Annotated in this window: 26 protein-coding genes and 1 pseudogene; 17 read left to right on the top strand and 10 right to left on the bottom strand. The window is 63.2% G+C overall.

The features are described 5' to 3' along the window. Positions 1 to 299: pseudogene (locus Q7T45_RS28335) on the top strand (lipopolysaccharide biosynthesis protein); the annotation flags it as partial. A gap of 276 nt (positions 300 to 575) precedes the next feature. Here the strand turns inward: Q7T45_RS28335 and Q7T45_RS28330 are convergent. Beyond that, positions 576 to 1,766 (bottom strand): GNAT family N-acetyltransferase, encoded by a 1,191-nt coding sequence (locus Q7T45_RS28330; RefSeq protein ID WP_304875456.1) that lies wholly within the window; start codon positions 1,764 to 1,766, stop codon positions 576 to 578. Positions 1,767 to 1,946: 180 nt separating this feature from the next. On the opposite strand from Q7T45_RS28330, the gene Q7T45_RS28325 reads away from it, so the two are divergent. Then, the gene (locus tag Q7T45_RS28325) at positions 1,947 to 2,960 is read left to right on the top strand and encodes a polysaccharide deacetylase family protein (RefSeq protein WP_370691379.1); all 1,014 of its coding nucleotides are present in this window, start codon (positions 1,947 to 1,949) and stop codon (positions 2,958 to 2,960) included. A gap of 143 nt (positions 2,961 to 3,103) precedes the next feature. On the opposite strand, the gene Q7T45_RS28320 is transcribed toward Q7T45_RS28325, so the two are convergent. Next, on the bottom strand, positions 3,104 to 3,310 hold the full coding sequence (locus Q7T45_RS28320; RefSeq protein WP_304875453.1) for a DUF2842 domain-containing protein: 207 nt from the start codon (positions 3,308 to 3,310) through the stop codon (positions 3,104 to 3,106). Between the two features lie 93 nt (positions 3,311 to 3,403). Here Q7T45_RS28320 and Q7T45_RS28315 point away from each other — a divergent pair, with 93 nt between their 5' ends. Next, positions 3,404 to 4,495, top strand: a complete 1,092-nt coding sequence (locus Q7T45_RS28315; RefSeq protein WP_304875450.1) for a COX15/CtaA family protein — start codon at positions 3,404 to 3,406, stop codon at positions 4,493 to 4,495. A 4-nt stretch (positions 4,496 to 4,499) separates the two neighbouring features. Here the strand turns inward: Q7T45_RS28315 and Q7T45_RS28310 are convergent, their stop codons facing one another. After that, the gene (locus Q7T45_RS28310) at positions 4,500 to 4,925 is read right to left on the bottom strand and encodes a hypothetical protein (RefSeq protein WP_304875448.1); all 426 of its coding nucleotides are present in this window, start codon (positions 4,923 to 4,925) and stop codon (positions 4,500 to 4,502) included. A gap of 269 nt (positions 4,926 to 5,194) precedes the next feature. On the opposite strand from Q7T45_RS28310, the gene Q7T45_RS28305 reads away from it, so the two are divergent. Beyond that, entirely contained in the window at positions 5,195 to 5,464 is a 270-nt protein-coding gene (locus tag Q7T45_RS28305) for a hypothetical protein (protein WP_304875446.1), read from the top strand. 91 nt (positions 5,465 to 5,555) lie between these two features. On the opposite strand, the gene Q7T45_RS28300 is transcribed toward Q7T45_RS28305, so the two are convergent. The 3 genes from Q7T45_RS28300 to Q7T45_RS28290 all read right to left on the bottom strand — a co-directional run bounded on the left by Q7T45_RS28300 (position 5,556) and on the right by Q7T45_RS28290 (position 8,602). Next, on the bottom strand, positions 5,556 to 6,836 hold the full coding sequence (locus Q7T45_RS28300; RefSeq protein ID WP_304875445.1) for an O-acetylhomoserine aminocarboxypropyltransferase: 1,281 nt from the start codon (positions 6,834 to 6,836) through the stop codon (positions 5,556 to 5,558). Positions 6,837 to 7,069: 233 nt separating this feature from the next. Further along, a complete protein-coding gene (locus Q7T45_RS28295) occupies positions 7,070 to 7,654 on the bottom strand; it encodes a CoA-binding protein (protein WP_304875444.1) in 585 nt (194 codons plus the stop codon). Positions 7,655 to 7,777: 123 nt separating this feature from the next. Next, positions 7,778 to 8,602, bottom strand: coding sequence for an enoyl-CoA hydratase (locus tag Q7T45_RS28290; RefSeq protein WP_304875442.1), 825 nt, complete (start codon positions 8,600 to 8,602; stop codon positions 7,778 to 7,780). A gap of 85 nt (positions 8,603 to 8,687) precedes the next feature. Here Q7T45_RS28290 and Q7T45_RS28285 point away from each other — a divergent pair, with 85 nt between their 5' ends. The 6 genes from Q7T45_RS28285 (at position 8,688) to Q7T45_RS28260 (ending at position 12,357) form a co-directional block, all read left to right on the top strand. Then, on the top strand, positions 8,688 to 9,116 hold the full coding sequence (locus Q7T45_RS28285; RefSeq protein ID WP_304875441.1) for a PaaI family thioesterase: 429 nt from the start codon (positions 8,688 to 8,690) through the stop codon (positions 9,114 to 9,116). Between the two features lie 155 nt (positions 9,117 to 9,271). Next, positions 9,272 to 9,736: a 50S ribosomal protein L13 gene (gene rplM, locus Q7T45_RS28280; RefSeq protein WP_304746714.1), complete on the top strand. Its 465-nt coding sequence runs from the start codon at positions 9,272 to 9,274 to the stop codon at positions 9,734 to 9,736. 1 nt (position 9,737) lies between these two features. Then, entirely contained in the window at positions 9,738 to 10,214 is a 477-nt protein-coding gene (gene rpsI, locus Q7T45_RS28275) for a 30S ribosomal protein S9 (protein ID WP_304746716.1), read from the top strand. A gap of 228 nt (positions 10,215 to 10,442) precedes the next feature. Continuing rightward, a complete protein-coding gene (locus Q7T45_RS28270; protein ID WP_304875439.1) occupies positions 10,443 to 11,666 on the top strand; it encodes a GGDEF domain-containing protein in 1,224 nt (407 codons plus the stop codon). A 49-nt stretch (positions 11,667 to 11,715) separates the two neighbouring features. Beyond that, positions 11,716 to 11,952, top strand: a complete 237-nt coding sequence (locus Q7T45_RS28265; RefSeq protein WP_304875437.1) for a hypothetical protein — start codon at positions 11,716 to 11,718, stop codon at positions 11,950 to 11,952. A gap of 102 nt (positions 11,953 to 12,054) precedes the next feature. Further along, on the top strand, positions 12,055 to 12,357 hold the full coding sequence (locus Q7T45_RS28260; protein WP_304875436.1) for an antibiotic biosynthesis monooxygenase: 303 nt from the start codon (positions 12,055 to 12,057) through the stop codon (positions 12,355 to 12,357). On the opposite strand, the gene Q7T45_RS28255 is transcribed toward Q7T45_RS28260, so the two are convergent. After that, the gene (locus Q7T45_RS28255; protein WP_304875434.1) at positions 12,341 to 13,495 is read right to left on the bottom strand and encodes an AI-2E family transporter; all 1,155 of its coding nucleotides are present in this window, start codon (positions 13,493 to 13,495) and stop codon (positions 12,341 to 12,343) included. The two genes, Q7T45_RS28260 and Q7T45_RS28255, sit on opposite strands and share 17 nt — an antisense overlap. A gap of 149 nt (positions 13,496 to 13,644) precedes the next feature. On the opposite strand from Q7T45_RS28255, the gene Q7T45_RS28250 reads away from it, so the two are divergent. The 4 genes from Q7T45_RS28250 (at position 13,645) to Q7T45_RS28235 (ending at position 18,999) form a co-directional block, all read left to right on the top strand. Continuing rightward, positions 13,645 to 14,349 carry a hypothetical protein gene (locus Q7T45_RS28250; RefSeq protein WP_304875432.1) on the top strand — a complete coding sequence of 235 codons (705 nt, stop codon included), beginning with the start codon at positions 13,645 to 13,647 and terminating at the stop codon, positions 14,347 to 14,349. 111 nt (positions 14,350 to 14,460) lie between these two features. Continuing rightward, positions 14,461 to 15,231 (top strand): gamma-glutamyl-gamma-aminobutyrate hydrolase family protein, encoded by a 771-nt coding sequence (locus Q7T45_RS28245; protein WP_304875431.1) that lies wholly within the window; start codon positions 14,461 to 14,463, stop codon positions 15,229 to 15,231. A 235-nt stretch (positions 15,232 to 15,466) separates the two neighbouring features. Continuing rightward, a complete protein-coding gene (locus Q7T45_RS28240) occupies positions 15,467 to 18,610 on the top strand; it encodes a PAS domain S-box protein (RefSeq protein ID WP_304875430.1) in 3,144 nt (1,047 codons plus the stop codon). Between the two features lie 5 nt (positions 18,611 to 18,615). Next, positions 18,616 to 18,999 (top strand): hypothetical protein, encoded by a 384-nt coding sequence (locus tag Q7T45_RS28235; protein ID WP_304875429.1) that lies wholly within the window; start codon positions 18,616 to 18,618, stop codon positions 18,997 to 18,999. On the opposite strand, the gene Q7T45_RS28230 is transcribed toward Q7T45_RS28235, so the two are convergent. Further along, on the bottom strand, positions 18,973 to 19,893 hold the full coding sequence (locus Q7T45_RS28230; RefSeq protein WP_304875427.1) for an AraC family transcriptional regulator: 921 nt from the start codon (positions 19,891 to 19,893) through the stop codon (positions 18,973 to 18,975). The two genes, Q7T45_RS28235 and Q7T45_RS28230, sit on opposite strands and share 27 nt — an antisense overlap. 212 nt (positions 19,894 to 20,105) lie before the next feature. Between Q7T45_RS28230 and Q7T45_RS28225 the strand changes: the two genes are divergently transcribed. Together Q7T45_RS28225 and Q7T45_RS28220 are read left to right on the top strand one after the other, a co-directional pair. Then, positions 20,106 to 20,453: a hypothetical protein gene (locus tag Q7T45_RS28225; RefSeq protein WP_304875425.1), complete on the top strand. Its 348-nt coding sequence runs from the start codon at positions 20,106 to 20,108 to the stop codon at positions 20,451 to 20,453. Positions 20,454 to 20,833: 380 nt separating this feature from the next. Next, entirely contained in the window at positions 20,834 to 21,052 is a 219-nt protein-coding gene (locus Q7T45_RS28220; protein WP_304875424.1) for a hypothetical protein, read from the top strand. A 161-nt stretch (positions 21,053 to 21,213) separates the two neighbouring features. Here Q7T45_RS28220 and glnA read toward each other — a convergent pair whose 3' ends face one another. Continuing rightward, positions 21,214 to 22,623 carry a type I glutamate--ammonia ligase gene (gene glnA / locus Q7T45_RS28215; protein WP_304875422.1) on the bottom strand — a complete coding sequence of 470 codons (1,410 nt, stop codon included), beginning with the start codon at positions 22,621 to 22,623 and terminating at the stop codon, positions 21,214 to 21,216. Positions 22,624 to 22,730: 107 nt separating this feature from the next. Continuing rightward, entirely contained in the window at positions 22,731 to 23,069 is a 339-nt protein-coding gene (locus tag Q7T45_RS28210) for a P-II family nitrogen regulator (protein ID WP_011441447.1), read from the bottom strand. A 316-nt stretch (positions 23,070 to 23,385) separates the two neighbouring features. Between Q7T45_RS28210 and Q7T45_RS28205 the strand changes: the two genes are divergently transcribed. Next, the gene (locus tag Q7T45_RS28205; protein WP_304875408.1) at positions 23,386 to 24,888 is read left to right on the top strand and encodes an NAD(P)H-hydrate dehydratase; all 1,503 of its coding nucleotides are present in this window, start codon (positions 23,386 to 23,388) and stop codon (positions 24,886 to 24,888) included. Positions 24,889 to 24,922 lie beyond the last annotated feature (34 nt).

Raw genomic sequence — 24,922 nt, 5'->3', positions numbered from 1 at the left:
CGGGTTCGGACCGCAGCCTGCTGCAATCGCCGCGGCTGACGCTGGCGATCGATGCCTTGCTGCGGGTCTATGACCATGTGGTGCTGGATGCCGGCACCGCTTCCGACCTGCCGGCCGAACTGCTGACGGCGCAGGCGCGCGCCGTGGTGGTGCCGGATGCCTCGATGGCGCCGGACGCCCGCACCCTGATGTGCGAGCAGCTGTGCGCGGTCGGCTTTTCCGAGGTGACGATGCTGAGCAAGCCGGTGCAGCCGTCATCGGATACGGTTCAGGTTGGTCCGCGGGTCGTGGCGGCGTAAGGCAGACTGCTCGCACACCCACCGCTGTCATCGCCCGGCGTTAGACCGGGCGACCCGTATTCCAGAGGCGTTTGAGATTATCCGAGAGGCCGCTGCGTACTGGATCGCCCGGTCAAGCCGGGCGACGACAGCGTCGATGTGTGGCGGTCTGTCAACGTCATTGCGAGGAGCTCTTGCGACGAAGCAATCCATTCTTGCGGAGCAAAAAAAGCTGGATTGCTTCACTCCGCTCGCAATGACGTTGATGGAGTCTTGCTCCGCGACGAAGATCCGCGCCTAGCGAAACGCCCCGCGCAGCTTCTGCGCCAGTTCGAACAGCGCCGGATTGTGCTTTACCAGATGCTTGGCGCGGTTGACGCCTGACATTGCGGCGGCGGCCAGCTTGCCGCGCAGGCTGAGCGGAATAAAACTGTCGAAGATCGGCTCGTCGTCCTTGCAGAACAGCCGCTTGTAGTCATCCGATCCGATCCCGAGGTCGAGCGCGCGATAGCCGCGTTCGGCATAGTGGTCGACGATGTCGCGCATCAGGATCAGGCCGGGGCTGTATTTGGAGTTGGCCGACAGCGTGTAGGTGTTGAACATCATGGAAAAGCGGTGGCCGTCATTGACGCCGGCGAAGATCGCAATCACCTCGTCGTCGCATTCGAGCGCGTGAATATCGATGGCCCGGCCGCCGTCCGCAAGCTGCGCCATGCAGGCGTCGCGGACGAACTCCTCGACGCCGGGGTCGGCGAATACGTTGGGCAGTTTCTGCTCCGCCATCCGCTGCGGCTTGATGATGAAGAACCAGTCGAGCAGCCGCTTGATTTCGGCGTCCGATGTCGCGACGTGAGAGCGATAGCCGGCAAGCGCCTGCAGCTTGCGTTCCTTGCCCTTGAGCCTGCGCCGGAAGGAACTCGAGATCCGCGCCGTCGGCGGCTCCTCGGGCACGATCTTCATCAGCGGACAGTCATTGGCCGAGGCCTGGTGCGGCAACAGCGCCATCGGGTTCGGTACGCCGTGCCAGGTCAACGGCTGCTGGCCCAGGGCCAGAACGTCGGCCTCGGCGCGCGCGCGTATCGCCGATATCAGGGCGTCGAGATCGGTCGCGCCGGCTGCGACGGCAAATTCCCGGTCCCACAGCGCCATGTTGAAGGTGGCGTGCTTGCCACCCATGAAGCTCGCGGTGCGAACGCCGTGCTCGTGGCTGAGCGTGAGCGGCAGCAGCAACAGCGGACGGCGCTCGGCGTCATAAGCGATCACGATGAAGGGACGATGGCCCTCGCGGGCGCCGACCTGCCGCTGCCAGGCACTGAGTAAATCGAAGCGCTGATACGGCGTGGAAAACTGCTTGATGTCTTCGAGGCTGCGCCAGATGCTCTCGGCCTGGCCGAGATCACCGAGAATATCCACGCCGGCGATGCGGCTGATCCCGGTCGATGCCGGCGCATGCCCCGTTCGGTTGTCGATCGCGGCGGCCATGGTCATCGCTATACCCGGATGTAGGAGATTATTTACATTTTTCGGCTTGGGCCGACCTTTGCAAAGAAATGTCAACAAAGAGTAAGGACAATGCTTGCAGCGGCGGGCGGGACGGCCGCATCTGGGGACGCGAATTTGTCATCCGAAAACCTCTTTCTGACTAGTCTCCGGCTGGAGCTGGCTTGGTTGTCCGGCCGGCATTGGCTGAGCGGCCGGGGCACGGGCGGCGCCGGCGTGGTCTTGCGGTTCGAACGGGTGCGGCCGCGGCGCGCCGGCCGTTTTCAACCGCTTCGCTCGCACGAAATCACGCCGGGATTTCTCGACCGCACGATCCGGGCCCTGAAGCGCTGGAAGTTCGATATCGTCTCGATGGACGAGGTTTGCCACCGCGCGGTCACGGCGCCCACGCCAAGGCGGTTCGTGGGCCTGACCTTCGACGGCGGCACCAAGGATATGATCGCATCGGCCTATCCGGTGCTGTCGCGGCACGGCGTGCCGTTCACGGTTTACCTGCCGACCGCGTTTCCGGACCGCCTGGGCGAAGCCTGGTGGCTGGCACTGGAAGCCGTCATCGCGCGCGAGGGCCGGCTCAGCCTGGTGATGGACCGCCACGAGCGGCACTTCGACATCGAAGGCAATGCAGAAAAATACCAGCTCTACGAATTTCTCTCGGGCTGGATGCGCACGCTGCCGCCGCCGGATCTATCGGCCGCGATCAACGATCTGTGCAAGCGATACTCGGTCAACCTCGCGGCGCTGTCGCGCGAAGCTGCGATGGACTGGGACGATCTGGCAAAACTTGCCGCCGATCCCCTGGTGACGATCGGCAGTGCGACGGTCAACTATTCCGTGCTGTCGAACCTGAAAGACGTCGACGCGCAGCGCGAGATGACGATGGGCCGGGCGGTCGCGCAGGCTGCATTCCACCGCGAGGTCAGGCATTTCGCCTATCCGTTCGGCGATCGCGCCGCCTTCGCCCGCAAGCATGTCCAGATGGCCGAGGAGGCCGGTTTTGTCAGTGCGGCGTCGGCGTTGCCGGGCGTGGTTCGGGCCGAGGGCCGCACCAATTTGCACGCGCTGCCGCGGCTTTCCTGGGACGGACGGCAACGCTCGCTGCGCGTCATGCGGGTGCTGCTGTCAGGCGCCGCCTTCGCACCGGTGGCGCCGACGCGGAGGTGGGTTCGGGACGAAGAGAATTGAGATCCTCATCCTGATCAAGATGAGTTCAGTCCCGTAGCCCGGATGGAGCCCTTGCGAAATCCGGGGCCGACCTCACCTCCGTTCCCGGATTGCGCCATCGGGCAGCGCTGCGCGCCGACCCGTTGGCTCCATCCGGGCTACGGCTAAGCATCCGGCTTCGACATCCAGCTGATGATCGGCATCGCCGGGAGCACCCATCCGATGCCGGCCACGACGTAGAAGATCGCCTGCAGCAGGCCTGAATTCGCCAGCCACGGCGTCTGTGCCACCGTCATGCCCAGCAGCGACCACACCACGACGAGCACGAGCAGGGCGATGGTTCCGATGAATTTGCGGGTGCGTATGGCCATGACGGAAATGTGCATTTCTTTGCGTTTGCGCAACTTGCGCGCGGGAAGGGGCGGACTATAAGGGGCGCGCCAGTTCAATCAAGCACGGCATCGATGACCGTTGTTCCCGCACAGCAAGCCGCCCCCCCAACCATCGCCGTCAGATGGTGGCTGCTCTCGATCGCCGCGCTGATCGCGATCATGGTGCTGGTCGGCGGCGCCACGCGGCTGACCGAGTCCGGCCTGTCGATCGTCGAATGGAAGCCGGTCACTGGTACCCTGCCGCCGCTCGGCGAGGCGCAATGGACGGCGGCGTTCGAGGCCTACAAGACCATTCCGCAATATCGCGAACTCAATGCCGGCATGTCGCTCGACCAGTTCAAGACCATCTTCTGGTGGGAATGGAGCCACCGGCTGCTCGGGCGCGTGATCGGGATGGCCTATCTGCTGCCGTTCCTGTGGTTTCTGTGGCGCGGCGCCCTCAGCGCGGAGCTGAAACGCCGGCTGTGGCTGATCTTCGGCCTCGGCGCGTTGCAGGGCGCGGTCGGCTGGTGGATGGTGGCGTCAGGGCTGACGCAGCGGACCGAGGTGTCGCAATATCGTCTCGCCACCCATCTGGTGCTGGCGCTCGTCATCTTTGCTGCCATCGTCTGGACGCTGCGGCGGATGGCGGGCCGGCCTCCGGCCATCGTCTCGGCGCGGCTGCGGATCACCAGCATCGCGCTGCTGGTGCTGACCTTCGTGCAGTTGTATGTCGGCGCGCTGGTCGCGGGCCTGCGCGCGGGACGGATTTACAATACCTGGCCCGAAATCGACGGCGCATTGATTCCGTCGGCGGCGCGGCTGTTCTTCGAAGAACCGTGGTGGCGCAATTTGTTCGACAACCCGCTGACTGTGCAGTTCGAACACCGGATGACCGCGTATGCGCTGTTAGTGTTGGCGATCCTGCATGCGGTCGATGCTATCCGCGCGCGGGCCGCGACCGCCGTGATCAGTGGCGCGGTATGGCTGGCGGCGGCGATGATCCTGCAGGCGGTGCTGGGCATCTTCACCCTCCTGTATCAGGTGCCGATCGATCTCGCTCTGGCGCACCAGGCCGTCGCCATGGTGGTGCTGACGCTGGCGATTTTCCAGGTCGAGCGACTGGCGGCGCAGCCGCAGGCCACGCCGCGAAAACTGAGTGTGCCTGCAGGACAGGCCGGTTGAACCGCTAGCACCAAGGGTTGCCGTAGCTGTTGAGGCCGCAGCCGTAACCATAGGACCAGCCGTTCCAGGTACCGAAATCCGGGCCGGCGAACCACGGACCCTGGTATTCGTAAGTGACCGGCAGCACCCCATAGCCGGGCCAGGCTGGATAGGCCGGCAGCCACGTGACGCCGACCGCGGGCGGAATGTAACGCACATATCCGGTCGACGGTGTGAACAGCACGTCGGGTCCGTCAACCAATGATTGGGCGGAAGGGTACCGCATCGCCGGAGCCACCGTCGTCCTGAATTTGTAATTCGCGCGCGGAAGTCCCGGTGGCAATTGGCCGGCGGCGCGTCGCGCCGCGGCCTTGCCGGCGGGGCCGGCAGCTTCCGCAGTGGAGGGGATCGCGAGCATCGCAATCAGAAACGGCATCATCCAGCGCAGCATGGCCAGCTCCGGGTTTGGACGGCCGCAGCATGCCATTTTTTGCCGGAACGGGGGATCAAATAGCGGGACGAGGGTTAACGCGAAAATGGCTGAATTCAGCCGGAGGCGCGTTGGCATCGTGATGTGCAAGTGAACGTGGATGACAAGGATGCAATCTCCGGATTTCTGAAAGTCCATTCATGCATGTTCCTTCCGGCGCCATCGGGATAAATCGGAACGTCCCGAGTTAGCGGACGTTGGATGTGGACCACTCAATCGAGGAGGAACACATGATCAAGAAATCTCTGCTTGTTGCCGGAACCATGCTTTTCGCAGCGTCGGCCTTTGCTCAATCGGGTACGTCGCCCGGCGCGTCCGGCAATGCGCCCGGTCAGCAGATGAACAACAGCACCACCAAATCGACAGGGCCTGGAGCATCTGAATATGCCCCCGGCCAAAAGATGCAGGATGCGAAAAAGTCAGGCGCACCCGGCGCTTCCGAATACGCGCCGGGCCATCAGACCACGACTGGCTCTTCCAAGACCAACACCAGGAAATAGTCCCTGATTGGTCGGAAAAAATGGGCTCGGCACTTGGTGCCGGGCCCATTCGTTTGCGCGCATACAGGCTGCATCCGGAGACGCATCATTTCTACGCCGTCAGCGCCTGCTCGAGATCGGCGATCAGATCTTCCTTGTCCTCGATGCCGATCGACAGCCGCACCACGTCGGGAGCGGCGCCCGACTTGATCTTGGCGGCATCGTCGAGCTGGCTGTGCGTGGTCGAGGCCGGATGAATCACCAGCGAGCGGGTGTCGCCGACATTGGCGAGGTGCGAGAACAGCTTCAGGTTCGACACCAGGTTGACGCCGGCTTCGTAGCCGCCCTTGAGGCTGAAGGTGAACACCGCACCGGCGCCCTTCGGGGCGTATTTGCGCGCGAGGTTGTTGTAGGGGTTGCCGGCGAGCCCGGAATAGTTCACCGCGGCCACCGCCGGATGGCCGGACAGGAATTCCGCCACCGCCTTGGCATTTTCGCAATGCTTGGCCATCCGCAGCGGCAGCGTCTCGATGCCGGTCAGGATCATGAAGGCGTTGAATGGCGAGATCGCCGGGCCGAGGTCGCGCAGGCCGAGCACGCGGCAGGCGATCGCAAAGGCGAAATTGCCGAAAGTCTCCTGGATCCGGATCCCGTGATATTCCGGGCGCGGCTCGCTCAGCATCGGATATTTGTTGTCCTTCGACCAGTCGAAGGTGCCGGCGTCGACGATGACGCCGCCGAGCGAGTTGCCGTGGCCGCCGAGAAACTTGGTCAGCGAATGCACCACGATGTCGGCGCCGTGGTCGATCGGGCGGATCAGATAGGGCGTCGCCAGCGTATTGTCGACGATCAGGGGCACGCCGGCCTTGCGGGCGACCGCGGCGATCGCCTCGATATCGGTGATGGAGCCGGCGGGGTTGGCGATCGATTCGATGAAGATCGCCTTGGTGCGCGGGGTGACCGCGCGCTCGAAGCTGGCGACATCGTCCGGATCGGCCCACACCACGTTCCAGCCGAAGCTCTTGAAGGCGTGGGTGAACTGGTTGATCGAGCCGCCATAGAGTTTTCGCGCCGCGATGAACTCGTCGCCGGGCATCAGCAGTTGCTGCAACACGACCACCTGTGCGGCGTGTCCCGATGCCACGGCCAGCGCGGCAGTGCCGCCCTCGAGCGCGGCAATGCGCTCTTCCAGCACCGCCTGGGTTGGGTTGCCGATGCGGGTGTAGATGTTGCCGAACGCCTGCAGGCCGAACAGCGAGGCGGCATGGTCGGCATCGTTGAACACGAACGACGTGGTCTGGTAGATCGGCGTCGCCCGCGCGCCGGTGGTGGGGTCGGGCTGCGCGCCGGCATGCACGGCGAGGGTGGAGAAACCCGGAAGGCGGTCGGTCATCGTTTTTCCTTTTTGGCGGGCCCGTCGCTGTGGTGTGGGAGCCTGGCGGCGCCGCGCAGGACGAGTGGCAAGGTGCGGTCTTGTAGTTCGAGGCGGTGCAATCCGCCTCGTCCGTTCGGGGGACATTCGCGGCAGGCGCGCCCGCCGTCAAGGCGATCGAGTGCCTCATCCGGTATTGAGAATGCTCGTGCTTCGCGGAGCCGCGTTCTCAAAAGATTCGGTTCGCATCGGCGTCAGGCGGGGTCGGTCTTGTTTTTCGCGGCGCGGTCGGACGCGGCGGTCTCGCCGCCGCCGAGGCTCGTTCGATTGAGCGACAGCCGCATGCCCTGGGTCGGCATCGGCGCGCGCTTCGAACTCAGGGTGCGCGAATTGACGCCCATCCAGGAAATCTCCGAGGACAGTCGGCCATATTCGATCTTCGGGCAGCGGTTCATCACCACCTTGATACCGGCCGCCTCGGCTTTCGCCGCCGCGGCATCGTCGCGGGCGCCGAGCTGCATCCAGATCACCTTCGGCAACGGATCGAGCCGCAGCGCCTCCTCGACGACAGGCATGATGTGGCTCGAATTGCGGAAGATATCGATCATGTCGACGGGACGGCCGATATCCGCGAGCGAGGCGACGAAGGGCTTGTCGAGCAGGTTCTTGCCGACATGACCGGGATTGACCGGAATCATGTCATAGCCGCGCTGCGCCAGATATTTGAACGCAAAATAGCTCGGCCGCACATTGACCGGCGACGCGCCGACCATGGCGATCGACTTCACGCCGTTGAGGATGCCGCGGATGTAATTGTCGTCGTAATTGTCGTGGTTCATTCAGAAAAATTCCCGGTTCCTCATGGTGAGGAGCGCGTCTTCGCGCGTCTCGAACCGTCTGGCACACTGCCTGTTGCCATCCTTCGAGACGCGGCGAAGGCGCCGCTCCTCAGGATGAGGCGTCTATTTATCCTGCCATGTCGGCGCACGCTTTTCGATAAACGCGCCGATGCCTTCCTCGGCGTCGCGGGCCATCATGTTCTCGGTCATCACTTCCGCCGCGTAGCGATAGGCCTCAGCGAGGTTCATTTCGGCCTGGCGGTAGAACGCTTCCTTGCCGAGCTTGATCGTATAGGCGGATTTCAGCGCGACCTTCTGCGCCAATGCGATCGCGGCGTCGCGTTCGGTGCCGGCGGCCACGACGCGGTTGACGAGGCCGATGTCGCGCGCCGTGATTGCAGCGATCGGCTCGCCGGTCAGCAGCATTTCCATCGCCTGCTTGCGCGGGACGTTGCGCGACAAAGCCACCATCGGCGTCGAACAGAACAGCCCGATATCGACGCCGGGCGTGGCGAAGGTCGCGGCCTCCGACGCCACGGCGAGATCGCAGCTCGCCACCAGCTGGCATCCGGCGGCGGTGGCGACGCCCTGCACGGCGGCGACCACCGGTTTCGGCAGTTGCACGATCGCCTGCATCATGGCGCTGCAGGCGTTCATGAGGGTGGCAAAATAGGCGCGGCCGCGATCGGCATCGCTGCGGCGGGCAGTCAGTTCCTTCATGTCGTGGCCGGCGGAGAAGGCCGGGCCGTTGGCCGCGATCACCACCGCGCGCACGCTGGCATCGTCGTGGATTTGGTTGAGCGCGCCGTGCAGTTCGGCGATCAGGCCTTCCGACAGGCTGTTGCGGGCCGCGGAGCGGTTGAGCGTGAGCACCGCGATGCTGCCAACCGTTTCGCGCAGCAGGATCGGGGATGGCGGCGTAGCGGCGCGGGCGGTTTGGGCGGGCATCGGAAATTTCCACTAGGGCAGGTGCGTCACCATAATGTAACAAGCCCAGCGAGGCGAGGGCAGGCGGGAGCGTAACGGGAGCGACATGGCAGTTGTGAAAATGAGCGTGGCTGAGCTGGAGGAGTTCCTTCGTGTCGAATTTCCACAATCCTTCGGCAGCGGCGACACCACCATCGAGAGCGCCGACGGAACGACCTGCCTGCTGCGGCAGCGCTACAGCGCGCGGATGCTTCGTCCGGGCGGGACGGTTTCGGGGCCGACGCTGATGGCGCTGGCCGATTGCGCCATGTATGTGGTGCTGCTCTCGGCGATCGGCCCGATCGGTCTCGCCGTGACCACCAACCTCAACATCAATTTTCTGCGTAAGGGGCAGGCCGGCCAGGATATCCTCGCGGAAGCCCGGCTTTTGAAACTCGGCAAGCGGCTGGCGGTCGGCGAGGTCAATCTGCTGTCGGGAACGTCGCCCGATCCGATCGCCCATGTGACATCGACCTATTCCATTCCAAAACCTTAGGGTTTTAGACGGTAATATAACACCATATTTATAAGCTATTGTTTTCGCTAGGAGAATTATGCGTCATGGGCGTTGACGCGTACGGTGGAGCCATCTAGAAACCGCGCAGTTCGGCGCTGATGCGCCTGATGTCCCCTTTTCACGGATTTCCTCACATGAAAACGTTTTCGGCCAAGCCCGCCGAGGTGACGAAGAAGTGGGTGCTGATCGACGCCAAAGGTCTGGTTGTCGGCCGGCTCGCCACCATTGTCGCCACGCGCCTGCGCGGCAAGCATCTCCCGATCTACACGCCGCATGTCGATTGCGGTGACCATGTCATCATCATCAACGCGGCGCATGTCGTGCTGACCGGTCGCAAGCGCGAGAACAAGGTGTATTACAATCACACCGGCTTCATCGGCGGCATCAAGGAACGCACCGCGAAGTCGATCCTCGAGGGTCGTTTCCCCGAGCGCGTGGTCGAGAAGGCCATCGAGCGCATGATCCCGCGCGGCCCGCTCGGCCGGGTGCAGATGGGCAATCTGCGCGTCTATGCCGGAGCCGAGCATCCGCATGAAGCCCAGCAACCCGAATCGCTCGACGTCGCTTCGATGAATCGCAAGAACATGAGGGCCGCATAAGATGTCCGATACCATGCAGTCTCTCGACCAGTTGTCGGCATTGAAGACGGCCGCGCCGGATTCGCCGAAATACGTCAAGAAGGTCGACAAGCAGGGCCGCGCCTACGCCACCGGCAAGCGCAAGGACGCGGTTGCCCGCGTCTGGATCAAGCCCGGCGCCGGCAAGGTCATCGTCAACACCCGTGAGGTCGAAGTCTATTTCGCCCGTCCGGTGCTGCGGATGATGATCCAGCAGCCGCTGGTCGCCGCCGCCCGCGCGGGCCAGTACGACGTGATCTGCACCGTCGCCGGTGGCGGTCTGTCGGGCCAGGCCGGTGCCGTGCGTCACGGCATCTCCAAGGCGCTGACCTATTTCGAGCCGGATCTGCGCGGCGTCCTGAAGAAGGGCGGCTTCCTGACCCGCGACTCCCGCGTTGTCGAGCGCAAGAAGTACGGCCGCGCCAAGGCCCGCAAGTCGTTCCAGTTCTCGAAGCGCTGATGGCTTCGACCGGGCAGCGAATGCTGCCTGCCGGGAATACCAAAGGGCGCCCCAGGGCGCCCTTTTTGCTGCGTATTTGCCAAGCAGTTGACGCAGTTTTTCCTGAAAAGTTTCGTATGCGTGCAAACGAATTTCGAACAGGCGCGGTACTAGCGTGCGCCACGGTGACGGCGCGGGGCTGATTTCAAGCGCGCCGGCTGCCGGCGCATCACAAACTTCCGGTGGACCATGTCGCTCGATATTTCCACGCTGTATCTCGTTGCCACGATGGTTGCGGCCATGCTGGGAGCCATGCTGCTGTTTTTCGGCAAGCAGGAAAACATCCCGGCGCTGAAATGGTGGGGCACCGCCTATCTGCTCGGCGCGGCATCCGTCGCGCTGTGGACGCTCGCCGCCGGCGCGCTCGGCGAACTGCTTTCGCTGGCGCTCAACGCCGTCGGCTTCGTGGCCTGCGGCATGGTCTGGAACGCGTCGCGCGTCTTCCACGGCCGCAAGCCGAATTGGCCGGGGCTGGTGCTGGGCGCGATCGCCTGGATCGCCGCCGTCATGACGCTGGCGCCGGAAGCCTCCGCCATGCGCATGACGATCGGCGCCGGCATCGTCGCTGCCTATGCCGCGCTGACCGCCACCGAGCTGTGGTCGGACCGGCGCAGGGCGCTGCAAAAGCGCTGGCCGGCCATCGTGGTGCCGATGCTGCACGGTTTCGTGCTGATGCTGCCGATCCTGCTCGGCGATCTCCTGCACGCGCATGATGCAACGTTCTCCGGCAGCATCTGGGTGACGGTGTTCTCCATCGAGCTCGTGCTCTACGCGGTCGGCACCGTGTTCGTGATCTTCATGCTGGTGTCGGACCGCGCGGTGACCGCGCACAAGACCGCGGCGTCGATGGATCCCCTGACCGGCATGTTCAACCGCCGCGGTTTTGCCGAGGCGTGTTCGCGGGTGATCGACCGCGAGGCCAATGCCGGCCGTCCGGTCACGGTGATGATCTTCGACATCGACCATTTCAAGTCGATCAATGACCGCTTCGGCCACCCGGCGGGCGACGAGATTCTGAAGCTGTTCGCCGCCGTCGTGGTCAACGGGCTGCGCATCTCCGACCTTTCGGGACGAATCGGCGGCGAGGAGTTCGCCGCCTTGCTGCCCTGTTCGCTGGAAGAGGGCGTCGTCGCCGCCGAACGCGTCCGCGAGGCGTTTGAAGGTTCGGGGATCGTCGACGAAACCGGACCGGTCGACACCACCGTCAGCATCGGCGTGGCCGGCGGCCCGGCCGGCACCGAGCTCGAGGTGTTGCTGGCCGCGGCCGATACCGCGCTCTATCAGGCCAAACGCGGCGGCCGCAATCGTGTCGAGGCGGCGGAGGAGCTGCCGCTGTCGCTGGAAAACTGGCGGCGCAAGACCGCGGGCATTTCGCGTCAAGCGCCGAAGCCGGCGGTTACGCAACCCGCGTAAGCGCGGGCGGTAACCTTGCGTTTACCATTCCATCGATATCATGCTGCCCATGAATACAGCCCCCAGCCATCGCGCCAACGCCGCCCTGATGTCGCTCGAAGCCGCAGCCGCATCGGCGCGCGGCGGATTCGCCTGCATGTTCTCGACGTCGGACGAATATGAGACGGCGCTGATCAGCGAACGACGGGCGCAGGGCCGCTACGGCGCACCGCGCAGCCACTGGCCGCTGGCGATGTTCGCCAGCTGCACCCTGATCGTCGCAGGCACCGTGCTGCTGTTCAGCTGAATGTGGCCGCGAAACTGATATGCCGGGGCGCCGCAAGGCGCCCTTTTTCTTTGCGACCGGCTGCGCTAGAGACGTCCATTCTCCAGCGAAAGGCCGCCCCCGATGATCACCGAAATCGCACAGATCGACATCAAGCCCGGCTCCGAAAAGGATTTTGAGGCGGCGGTCGCCAGGGCCCGCGCAGCCTTCGGCCGCGCCAAGGGGTTTCTCGGCTTCGAACTGCATCGCTCGATCGAGAAGCCGCAGCGTTATCGCCTGATGGCCAAATGGGAAACGCTGGAGAACCACACCATCGATTTCCGCGGCTCGGAGAATTTCACGGAATGGCGCGGGCTGGTCGGGCAGTATTTTGCCTCGCCGCCCGAGGTCGAACATACCGAGACGGTGCTCACCTCGGCGGTTTGAACCCGGCCGTAGCCGAATCAGGCGGGCTTTTCTCCGCCTTGAAATGATCGATCATGACCTTGGCGATCGCCATCAGCGGCAGCGCCAGCGCCAGGCCCCAGATGCCGAACACGACGCCCAGCAGGATCTGGAAAGCGAATAGCGTGGCGGGAGGAATATCCAGCGCGTGACGCTGGATGATCGGGGTCAGGATGTAGCTTTCCAGCGCGTGGACGCCCATGAAGAGCACGAACGCGCTGGCGCCTGCGACCCATCCGGAGGCGAGGCTCGCCAGAACCACGATCAAGCCGCCGATCAGCGCACCGATGGTCGGAATAAAGGCCAGCAATCCGGCCTGGATCCCCAGAATGAACGCGCTCTGGATGCCGATGAGCTTCAGGCCGATCCAGGTGACGAAGAACACCGCGAGCATCGTGACGATCTGCGCGATCAGCCAGCGCTCCAGCGTTTCGCCGATGCGGTCGACGATCGCGGTCGCGCGGGCGCGGTGCCGCGCGGGGGCCATGTACAACAGCCCTTTTCGATAGACCGCGGGCTGCGCCGCGAACGCCAGTCCGAGAAACAGCACGATGAAGAAGTTTCCGACCGCACTGACGGTGCCGAGCAGCACTTTCAGGGTCTGGCTCACGATGGCGCCGCCACCGGAGGCGATGGCGCCCGCGCTCGGAAGATTATGCGGCACCGGCGCTGCCGGCGTTGCAGACGTTTCCTGGGTCGACGAAGCGGTCGGCGCACCGATATTGCCGAGCTCGAGATAGCTGGTATCGATGCCGTTCTTCTCCAGGAACGCCTTGACGTTGACCAGTTGCGATTTGATCGTGTCGCTCAGCACGGTGGCCTGTTTCGCGATGGTGGCGCCGCCGAGGAACACCACGCCCGACAGCATGCCCGCCAGCACCAGGCAGACGAGGGTCAGCCGCAGCGCTTGCGGCAGCCTGACGATGGTGCCGAGCCGGCTGGTCATCGCGTTGAGCGCGACGCCGAGCAGCATGCCGGCGAAAATCAGGAACAGCGCCGCCGCGAAATGCCAGGCGAACAGCAACAGGGCTGCGAATGCGACGACGCCGATGCCGCCGACCGATATCGACCATGCCAGGTCGTTGCGGGCCCGAAGTCGATCGTCAGCCGAGACTGCCACGTTGATTCCCCCTCAAACCGATTTCCGGCGGCACTCTTGTGCGAAATGCGCCCGGGATCAAGCGCGGAAGGCGCCGGTTTGACGCTGGCGCGTCGGTTGTGCAAAGCGGGGCGCAGGATCCGGCCGCGGGTCGGCGAGGGATGATCGGTATGAACTTCAAATACGTCGGTCCGCTGCTGTTGCTGGCCGCGCTTGTCATCGGCGACCAGATCAGGATCAACCGGCCCAATCACAAATACCGCCTGACGCTCGAGGTGGAGACGCCCGAAGGCGTCAAATCCGCCTCCGGCATCATGGCGGTCCATCCCGACCGAAGCTACAGCCGCGGCGGCAAGACCAGCACCAAAGGCGATGCCGTGTTCGTCGATCTCGGCGGCGGCAAGAACCTGGTGGCCTTGCTGGCGCATATCGACAAATCGCTCGAACTTGACGAGATCAACTACGTGGCATTGCGCGCCTACAAGGCCGCGGGACGCAATGTGTCGTTCAACCAGATGAGCCGAATGACCGGCACAGTGCCCGTGACGGGGGAGGTGATCCCGGTGCTGGTCAGCTTTACCGATCCCGCCGATCCCGCTTCCGCACGCCGGGTGCAACCCGACAATATCGAGAGCGTGCTGGGGAAGGGCATCCGGCTCCGCGGCATTTCGGCCGAGGTGCTGCCGAATGGCGTCTGGCCGCTCGATTTCGGCGGTCCGCTGGGCGATCCCGTGACCCGCGGCATCGAGGCCAGATTGCCGTGGTTGAATGGCGCTGACGATGCGGCGGGCAAGGCGGCGGAAAAGGCGCTCCAGGCCGCGGGAGTGCGGACCGGCGAGGTCATCGATTCCAGGGATGCTTTCACACGGAAATAGCAATGCAGGCCGGCGCTCCGGCGTGGCATATTGATCCGGTACGGGGCGGCAGGCATGATCCAGCCCGACTAATCTATGCGAGATTTGCGACGTGAGATTGGAAGCCAGGCAATGAGGAGGCCGGTCGTCGGGGTGATCGCCAACGCCTATCGCGTCGAGGATCGGTTTGCGACGCAGATGACCGGCGAGCGCAATCTTCGCGCGGTGGCCGAAGTGGCCGGCGCGCTGCCGTTGATGTTCGCCGGCTGCTCTGAAATTACCGATATCGGTGCGCTGCTGGATGTGGTCGACGGCGTGATCCTGACCGGCGCCCGCGCCAACGTTCACCCGACGCATTTTCGCGCCGAACCGCACCCCAGCCACGAGCCCTACGACCTGCAGCGCGATGGCCTGGCGCTGGCGCTGTCGCAGGCCTGTGTCGCGCGCGGCATACCCCTGTTCGGCATCTGCCGCGGCCTGCAGGAGATGAACGTTGCCTTTGGCGGCTCGCTGCACCCCGAAATCCGGGAATTGCCGGGGCGCATCAACCATCGGATGCCGCGGCTGGAGAGCGGCGAAATCCATCCCGATCCCACGGTGGTTTTCGCCGACCGCCATGACGTCAATCTCGTTGCCGGCGGCGCCTTTGCAACGCTGCTGGGGTGCGAGACCATCCGCGTCAATTCGCTTCACGGCCAGGGCATCCTGGAGCCCGGCGAACGGGTGGTGGTCGAGGGGGTCGCCGAGGACGGCACGATCGAGGCGATCCGGATTGCGGATGCGCCGGGCTTCGCGCTCGGCGTGCAGTGGCATGCGGAGTACGATCCGCAGCGCAATCCGATCAACCGCGCGCTGTTTCAGGCGTTCGGCGACGCGCTGGTCGCGCGCCAGCGGGCCGGCTAGCCGTCGGGCTGCGCTCGCGCTGGCCGAATTCCGGCAGGTATTTGTCGGTCGATGCATGGGGACGGCGGGCCCGTAATTTTACGGGGCTGGAGATTGATGTTGATGATCGCGATTTGGGCTAATGAGGCCGCGGGCATTGGATATGGTGTTCACTAAATACGGCACCATCGCTGTCCGGTCATCCAGCGCAAGAAATCAATAAATCGAGAACAGGGCGAAACAAGTGCTCGGTGGAATGAGGCTGTCGACCCGGCTGGCGCTTGCGATGGTGTCGCTGGTCCTGGTGACGACCGCCGTTCTGAGCTTCATCACATATCACTCGGTTACCGAGGCGGCGATTCCGCGCGCGCTCGATCGGCTGGCCACCCAGGCCGCGTTGAGCGCCGCCAGGCTGGAAGCGGCCCTGGACGGAGCCCGCCGGGACGCGTTGATGATCCAAAGCGGAGTCGGCGTGGCGCAACTGGCAGCCGGTGTCCTCACCACGCTGCCGGCCGAGAAGCAGTTGCGGGAAAGCATCGAAGCCCGATTTGCGTCGATCCTGCGGGCGAACCCGGAATACGCGCAGTTGCGGATCATCGGTGCCGCCGATGGGGGGCGCGAAGTGGTACGCGTCGATCGCACGGGTCCGGGCGGCGCATCGCGCGCCGTGCCCGACGCCGAACTGGTCCGGGTGGGGGACCGCGATTATTTCAAGCGCGTCATCAACCTCGCGAAGCCTGACGCTTACCTCTCACCGATCGGGTCCGAGACCGACGGCAGCCCGGGCAAGGCCGCGACGGTTCTTGTCGGCATGCCGCTGCGGACACCGGACGGCCGGCAATTCGGGATCTGCGTTATCGATCTGGATTTGAGTCCCGAGCTGGAGCGCATTCGCGCCGATAGCCTCGATGGGAGCGCGATCTCCATCGCGAACGGCGCCGGCGAATATCTTGTTCATCCGGAGCGAATCCGCTTCTCCGCATCCGGGGTACGAGCGCGCGTCCAGGACGATTTTCCAGCATTCGATCTCGCCCTGGCGGCCGGAGCCGCTCACAAGAGCGAAGTCCTGAAGGATCGAAGCGGCGCACGATTTGGCGTCGGCTGGGCCCCCGTGACGATTGCGGGCGGGCCTGGATTGACGATCCTGGTTGCCGCCAAGTACGCGAGCCTCGACCTCGGTCTGGCGGCTGTCAACAGCGCCGCACAGATCGGGGGCGGGCTCGCGATCTTCCTTGCGATTTTGGTCGCGCTCCTGCTGGCCCGCTCGCTGTCCAGACCCCTGGTGCAGATAACCGATGCAGTGAAGGGGCTGTCGCGTGGCGAATTGAAGGTGCTGCCATCGGGAGGCGGTGCCGAGGTCCGTGTTCTCGCCGAGGAATTCGCGGGAATGGCAACCGAACTCAGGGCGAAGCAGGCGCTGCTCGAAAATATCATCGCAAGTATCGGCGATCCCGTGCTGGTCGCCGACAAAAGCGGCCGGATCGTCATTGCCAACGCCGCTGCCCAGCGCCTGCTCCAGATAGTGCCGGGCGCCGATCCGGCCGACGCGTTGCGCCGGTTCAGCTATTTCTATCCGGACGGCGTGACGCGCCTGCCGGCTGCGGGTTCGGCGCTGGCGCGGGCGCTGGGCGGCGAAAGCGTAGACGACATGGAATTCGTCGTTCAAGCGGAGACGTCCCGCGATCAGGCTTACATCGTCGCGAACGCAAGGCCGCTAAGGGACGAATCCGGCTCGCTGCGCGGGGCAGTGACCGTCTTCCGCAACATCACGGAACAGAAGCGAGCACATCAGTCGTTGGTCGACAGCGAGCAAATGGCGCAGGCCATTATCAACACCGCACTCGATGCCTTCGTCCAGATCGACGACACGGGCACCATCACCGAGTGGAGTCCGCAGGCGGAGGCGATGTTTGGCTGGACCCGTGCGGAAGTTGTCGGCCTGAGCGCGCGCGAGGTGATCGTTCCGCAACGACGGCGCGAGTTGAACAGGCAACAATTCATACAATTCCTGAAGGAGGTGGATACCGGCTCGCGGGGCTGGCGGTACGAGGCGCCCGCACTGAGACGAGACGGCACCGAGATCTTCGTCGAAGTGTCGATTGCGGCGTTACGGCGCGGCGACGGCTACATCATGAACGCGTTTTTCCGGGATGTCACCGCCAGGCTGGACGCAGAAGAGCAACTGATCCAGGCACAGAAGATGGAATCGGTGGGCCAGCTTACCGGCGGTATCGCCCACGACTTCAACAACATGCTTACGGTGATCACAGGCACGATCGATATTCTCGCCGAAGGCGTCAAGGACCGGCCGGATCTTGCCTCGATTGCAAAGATGATCGCCGAGGCGGCCGACAGGGGATCGGAGCTAACGGCGAATCTGCTCTCCTTTGCAAGAAAACAGCGGCTGCAGCCCGCTACGACGGACATTAATGAGCTCGTGAAAGAAGCCGCCAAATTGCTGGAGCCGACGCTCGGAAGGCAGATCGAGATCCAGACGAACCTGAGCGACTATCTGTGGCTGGCACATGTCGATCCCGGCCAACTCAGCTCCGCACTCGTCAACCTCGCCATCAATGCCCGCGACGCCATGCCCGACGGCGGAAAATTGACGTTCACAACCAACAATATCACGTTGGACGGACCGGCCGGCGCAGCAAGGGGGGTCGATCATCCCGGCGACTACATCATCGTCGATGTGACCGACACCGGCACCGGTATTCCCGACGCGATCCGCGACAGGATTTTCGAACCGTTTTTTTCGACCAAGGAAATCGGCAGGGGCACCGGGCTCGGCCTTAGCATGGTGTTCGGGTTCGCCAAGCAGTCCGGCGGCAATATCGAGGTTCGCAGCGAGGCAGGTCGCGGCACCAACTTCAGGATCTATTTGCCACGAGCCGAGGAGGGCGGCCTCCGGCCGCCGGCGACGGAAGATCTGCAATCGCCGGGCGGCGCCGAAACGATCCTCTGCGTGGAGGATGACCCGAGCGTGCGGGCCTATGTGATCGCTCAGCTTCAGAGCCTTGGTTACAAGGTCCTGGTGGCTTCGAATGCGGCCGAAGCCCTGGCGATTGTGGATACGGGGGCTGAATTCGATTTGCTGTTCACCGATATTGTGATGCCGGGAAAATTGAACGGCAGACAGCTCGCCGAAGTGATGGCCGCGCAGCGGCCGTCGCTGAAGGTGTTGTTCACGTCGGGCTACACCTATGATGCGCTCATCCGTCATGGCCGGCTTTCGTCCGACATTCCCTTGCTGGTGAAGCCGTATCGGCGGGCAGAACTCGCGCGCATGCTGCGTCTCTGCCTGGATTCATCGGCCGGCGCCACAAGCGATCCCATACCGACCCCGTATTCCGTGCAGGAAGAGCGCGACCGCTTCTTGGGAACGCCGCCGGAGTAGCCGGGATGGCCTGGCGCGCCCGCCGCGACGCGACGTACTCAAGGTGTCGGCGGCATCGGCCGCCGGACGAGGGCGCCCCCTTGATCATCGTGCCCTCCGGCATTTTTCGCGGCGCGCCCAACCCGAACGCGGCCAGACTGTTCCAGAGTTTCTTCTTCGGCATCGAGGCCCAGCAATTGCTGGTCGATACGTTTGCGCATCGCTCGTTCCATGCCCAGGTCAAGGAGAAGCCGGGCCACACGCCGCTGTCGGCGCTGAAACTGCTGAAGCAGGCAAGCCGACATCACGGGCACCCGGGCCGAGGTCTGCTTTTGACCCGGAGCGACATCATCAGAGCACGCAGCCGTTGCGGCTGGAGCGAGCTACGGTCCCCGGCGTGTTCGCGCTAACATTTCAGATGGAAGCTCGCCGAACATTTCGCGGAAGTCGTTCGCGAAGTGGCCGAGATTTCCGAAGCCGCATTTGAAAGCAATTTCGGAGACGGAAGTTCGTTGATTTGCTTCCTGGAGCATCTTTTTCGCATGCTGCAATCGCACCGTTTTTGCAAATGCCATTGGAGTGTATCCACGGCTCTTCCTGAAAGCCGCGTAAAGGCTACGGATGCTCGTGTTGGTCTGCGATGCCAGCTCGTCGATGGTGATGGCGCGATTCCATGATGCCTCAATATATTCTTCCGCCAGCCGAACCACGCGCGGTGCTGCGTCCTTTGCGGGTGCCTCCAAAAATTCGCTAAAGTTATGCCGGTGGGCTGAAAGGAAGGCCATCATAAGTGCCTGCTCCAGCTCTGTAAGAACAGCCTCCGGCAACTGAGCGGCTGTCGAATTAAGCTGGTTGGCGAGGAACACGGTCAGGTCGCGCAAGACCCGTGAGCTGGGCTCAATCGCGGGCGCAAAGGGGTCGAGTATCAGGGCGCCCCGCGGCTTGGCCCCCAAGAGGGTCAGCAGTGCCTTCTCTAGCGCTGCGGTGTCTATTCGAAGGAGGAGCTGTTCATAGCCGGGTTCGAACACGACTCTTATTGGTTGCCCGGAAGGCACGATGCAAGGCCGCTGCGCACTGACCGGAATGCCACGGCCCTTGAGAATGGTGGCGGCTCTGCCCTTGAGAGCAATCTGCAGCCGAGCAAAATCGGACTCCGGAAAGTCGACGATTGTCTTCGCGCCATACCCGCAGAAGCCAAGGCTCACATTTGTGAGCCGAAGATAGTTGGCCACACCTTCAAAGCCGTCGGCATCAGGGACCTCAAATCCGCTTGCGCCGTAGACCGTAAACAGCGCATGGCGCATCTCTTCCGGATCGTCCGTCCGAATGACGGGAGACCGACTTAACGGCCGTTCAGGGTTATCCAACATAGTGAAAATAACCTACGCGGTTGCGCCGCCCGGCAGAACCCATTCGCAGGCAGCAAAATCAAATCGCACGAAAAAATGCCTTTGGCGCTGATCCAAATCAACTGCCCCGGGTCAGTTGCTCAAATTCTGCCAGGAATATCCAATTAGTGACGCTTCGAATTGAGCAGAGCTTGCAGATCTTGGCGCTAGAAAACCCTTCAAGCCAGCGCGCCGTGCGCAGTAATAATTCTTCCAATGTGGCTTCAGGGCGCAACGGAGTCGCTGCGTTTTTGGCTTCCCGCCCGCTGCGGAAGAGGGGTCAAGCTATGGCTGATGCGATGGAAACCTTCATCGCCAATCAAAACATCATGCGCTACAAGTTGCTCATGCGAAAAGAAACGCACCCGGACAAGCGCAGAATATTGCTTCAGTTGCTTGCTGACGAAGTCGAGAAGCTTCCCGAACCTATCAAGCGGGTCGAGATACTCAGGGCAAATCGGATTTCGATCACCTGATAATATTTTCGTCAGTATGGTGGAGACAACCCCCATGAGTCCCCTACACCATACTAGACGACTTAGGGGCCGTCGAACGCCGCATTCGACGGCCCCAGTCTTTTCAAGAATGGAATCGACAGCGTCCCCGACGGTTCCAGGTTTTCACGAACGAGCGTGGCAGCGATTTCCAATGCAGCACCTGCAACATTCCCCTAGCCCCCTAGAGATGACACCGAAGGCCGGGGCGCCGTGCGAGATATGCGCACGCCCCTTGAGAGGTGCTGATCTACTTCCAAAAGTGACGGTATACCGTTGCGATCACTGGAAACGGTTCGAGACCCAAACTGCATGCGTTTCATTTTAGCCGTATGCGTAAGAGTGCTTTCAAGGATATCGCGATGATGGATTGGAAAGAACTAAGCCGACAGGACCAAAGAACTCTTCAGCGTTTGTATGGTGGCGGATCGCTGCGCAACTGTGATCCCGACATAATTTCACGCTTGCAACAATTGGGCCTGATCGAGGGAAAAGAACGCCGCGAACGGCTCAGCCCTTTCGGCCGGGCATTGCTCGATCACACGCATGCTCGACTGAAAGTGCGATTGGGCGCTCCCTGAGGTCTGACTTGAGTCCGGAATACGCACCAAAGCGGTCGTCGACTGACCACTCTGAATCTATGGTTTCAAGCATCGTTCCGCAAACAAAAGGCGCCCCAACCGGAGCGCCTTTCGCATTTCGCGGGCCGTGATATCCGCGAGGCAAGTGCCCCGCGGAAAAATCACTGCGAATAATACATGTCGAATTCGACCGGATGCGGGGTCATTTCGAAGCGCTCGACTTCGGTCATCTTCAGCTCGATGAAGCTGTCGATGAAGTCGTCGTCGAACACGCCGCCGTTCTTGAGGAAGCCGCGGTTCTTGTCGAGATTTTCCAGCGCCTCGCGGAGAGAACCGCACACCGTCGGAATCGTTTTCAGCTCTTCCTTCGGCAGGTCGTAGAGGTCCTTGTCCATCGCCGGACCCGGATCGATCTTGTTCTTGATGCCGTCGAGGCCGGCCATCACCATCGCGGCGAAGGCGAGGTAGGGATTGGCCATCGGGTCGGGGAAACGCACCTCGACGCGCTTGGCCTTCGGGTTGGTGGTGTAGGGGATGCGGCAGGAGGCCGAGCGGTTGCGCGCGGAGTAGGCGAGCAGCACCGGGGCTTCGTAGCCGGGGACCAGGCGCTTGTAGGAGTTGGTCGACGGGTTGGTGAAGGCGTTGATGGCCTTGGCGTGCTTGATGATGCCGCCGATGTAGTGCAGGCAGGTCTCGGAGAGGTCGGCGTATTTATTGCCGGCGAAAACCGGCTTGCCGTCCTTCCAGATCGACTGGTGGACGTGCATGCCCGAGCCGTTGTCGCCATAGACCGGCTTCGGCATGAAGGTGGCGGTCTTGCCGTAGATGTGCGCGACCTGATGGATGCAGTATTTATAGATCTGCATCTGGTCGGCCATCAGCGTCAGCGTGTCGAACTTCATGCCGAGTTCGTGCTGCGCGGAGGCGACTTCGTGGTGATGCTTCTCGACCTTGACGCCCATCTTGGCCATGGCGCCGAGCATTTCCGAGCGCATGTCCTGCACCGAGTCCTGCGGCGGAACCGGGAAGTAGCCGCCCTTGGTGCGAACGCGGTGACCGAGATTGCCGCCCTCATATTCGGTGTCCGAATTGATCGGCAGTTCCGATGAATCGAGCTTGAAGCCGGTGTTGTAGGGGGTGGTCTGGTAGCGGACGTCGTCGAACACGAAGAATTCGGCTTCCGGTCCGACGAATACGGTGTCGCCGATGCCCATCGACTTGACCATCGCTTCGGCCTTCTTGGCGATGCCGCGGGGGTCGCGGTTGTAGGGCTCGCCGGTGCTCGGCTCCAGCACGTCGCAGGTGATGACCATGGTGGTTTCGGCGAAGAACGGATCGATCGTCGCGGTGACGGGATCGGGCATCAGGGTCATGTCGGACTCGTTGATCGCCTTCCAGCCGGCGATCGAGGAGCCGTCGAACATCGTGCCCTCGGCGAAGATTTCCTCGTCGATCATGCCGATGTCGAACGTCACATGCTGCCACTTGCCGCGCGGATCGGTGAAACGCAGGTCGACGTATTTGACGTCGTTGTCCTTGATCGATTTCAGGACGTCTTTGGCGGTCTTCATGAATACCCCTTTTGGCTTACAGGTCGACGAGATCCGGCCGCGGGCAGCGACCGTCGGTCATGCTCATTACAATTGGGCCAAGCCCAATACAATATCAGAGGCTCGATTCAGATGGCATCCAGCCCGGATTCACCGGTTCGGATGCGGATGGCTTCCTCGATGTTGGAGACGAAGATCTTGCCGTCGCCGATGCGCCCGGTCTGGGCGGCGCGCCGGATCGCGTCGATCGCCTTCTCGACCAGGTCATCCCCGATCACGATCTCGATTTTGACCTTGGGCAGAAAGTCCACGATGTACTCGGCGCCGCGATAGAGCTCGGCGTGCCCCTTTTGCCGGCCAAAGCCCTTGGCTTCGGTGACGGTGATGCCCTGCAGTCCGACTTCCTGAAGCGCTTCTTTCACCTCGTCGAGCTTGAATGGCTTGATGATGGCTTCTATTTTTTTCACTGAACGCCTCCCGGGCACTTCCATATTGCAGACTGCAGCTTTGTACACCGGACACACTGATTCACTTGGCGGTCAGCACGACGGTTCAGAGCCGGCTTCCCCAAAAGCAGGGTCTATGCCAAGTTGTTAAAGTGCCTGATTTTGAAATGTTATCAGACTTTTAACGGGCATGGACCAGCGCCTGGAGTAGTATGCCCATGATACTGAAGCCTGTTAAATAGGCAAACAGGTCAATCGGTGTGCAGCCGGCGCGGGTCAAGTGTGTGCGCGAGACGAGTAATGCCTCAGGATGAGGCGCGTGGATCGGGAATTCGGCATGGAAGTTCTCACGACCGCCGAGATGGAACGGGCCGATCGGCTGACCATCGCCGCGGGCACTCCGGGATTCGCGCTGATGCTCAGCGCCGGCCAGGCGGTGGCCGAGGCCGCGATGGATCTGGTGGAGGAGGGGCCGATCGTGGTGGTCGCCGGCGCTGGCAACAATGGCGGCGACGGTTTTGTGGCGGCGGCGGAGCTGGCGGCGCGCGGCCGCGACGTGTCGGTCATCCTGTTGTGCGAGCGCGATAGTCTGCAGGGCGATGCGGCTTCGGCGGCGAGGGGCTGGAAATTTCCGGTGCTGCCGTTCAATCCGCAGGCGATCGGCAAGCCCGCGCTGATCATCGATGCGCTGTTCGGCGCCGGTCTCAACCGCCCGGTGGAGGGCGAACCCTACGCGATGATCGAGGCGATCAATGCCAAAGGCGCCCCCGTTCTCTCAGTCGACCTGCCGAGCGGCATCAACGGCACCACCGCCCTGGTCATGGGCATCGCCATCAACGCCACCGAGACGGTGACGTTCTTCCGGCGCAAGCCGGCGCATTTGCTGATGCCGGGCCGGATGCATTGCGGCCGTCAGGTGCGTGTCGCCGATATCGGCATCGACGCTGATGTGCTCGCCGAGATCAAGCCGCAGACCTTCGAGAACGTTCCGCAAAGCTGGCGCCCCTCGTTTCCGGTGCCGCGGATCGACGGCCACAAATACGCCCGCGGCCATGCAATCGTCGTGTCAGGGGATATCGCTGCGACCGGCGCGGCGCGGCTGGCGGCGCGGGGCTGCCTGCGCGCCGGCGCCGGGCTGGTGACGCTGGCAACGCCCCGGGATGCCCTTGAGGTCAACGACGCGGCGCTGACCGCGGTGATGGTTCACGCCATCGACACCGTGGTCGAGTTTGCGGAATGGCTGACCGACCACCGCCTCAACGCCCTCGTGATCGGCCCGGGCACCGGCGTTGGCGACCGCACCCGCGATTTCGTCCTCACCGCGCTGTCGGCGCAGCGGCGCCTCGTGCTCGATGCCGATGCGCTGACCAGCTTTGCCGCGGCCCCCGATCGTCTGTTCGAGGCGATCATGGGTTCGCATGACAAGCAGATCGTGCTGACGCCGCATGAGGGCGAGTTTCCGCGGTTGTTTAGCGATATCAGCAACAAGCATCCCAATCGCTCGAAACTGGAGCGGGTGCGGGCCGCCGCCGAACGCAGCGGCGCCGTGGTTCTGCTCAAGGGACCGGACACGGTGGTGGCCTCGCCGGACGGGTGCGCCACCATCGCGTCCAACGCGCCGCCCTGGCTGGCCACCGCCGGCGCCGGCGATGTGCTGGCGGGCATGATCGCAGCGATGCTGGCGCAAGGCGTGCCGGCGTTCGAGGCTGCCTCGATCGGCGCCTGGATGCATGGCGAGGCCGCCCGCGAGGCGGGCCCGGGCCTGATCGCCGAAGATCTGCCGGAGGTGCTGCCGGCGGTGTTCCGCAGGCTCTATGACGAGTTCGGGATCGATTATTGAAGAGCGCTGCAGCGACTTAAAGCTTTGCCGCAAG

Source organism: Bradyrhizobium sp. (genome assembly GCF_030646015.1).
Lineage (GTDB): Bacteria > Pseudomonadota > Alphaproteobacteria > Rhizobiales > Xanthobacteraceae > Bradyrhizobium.
The sequence above is the reverse complement of the archived record's forward strand: the minus strand, read 5'-3'. Positions and strand labels throughout refer to the sequence as shown.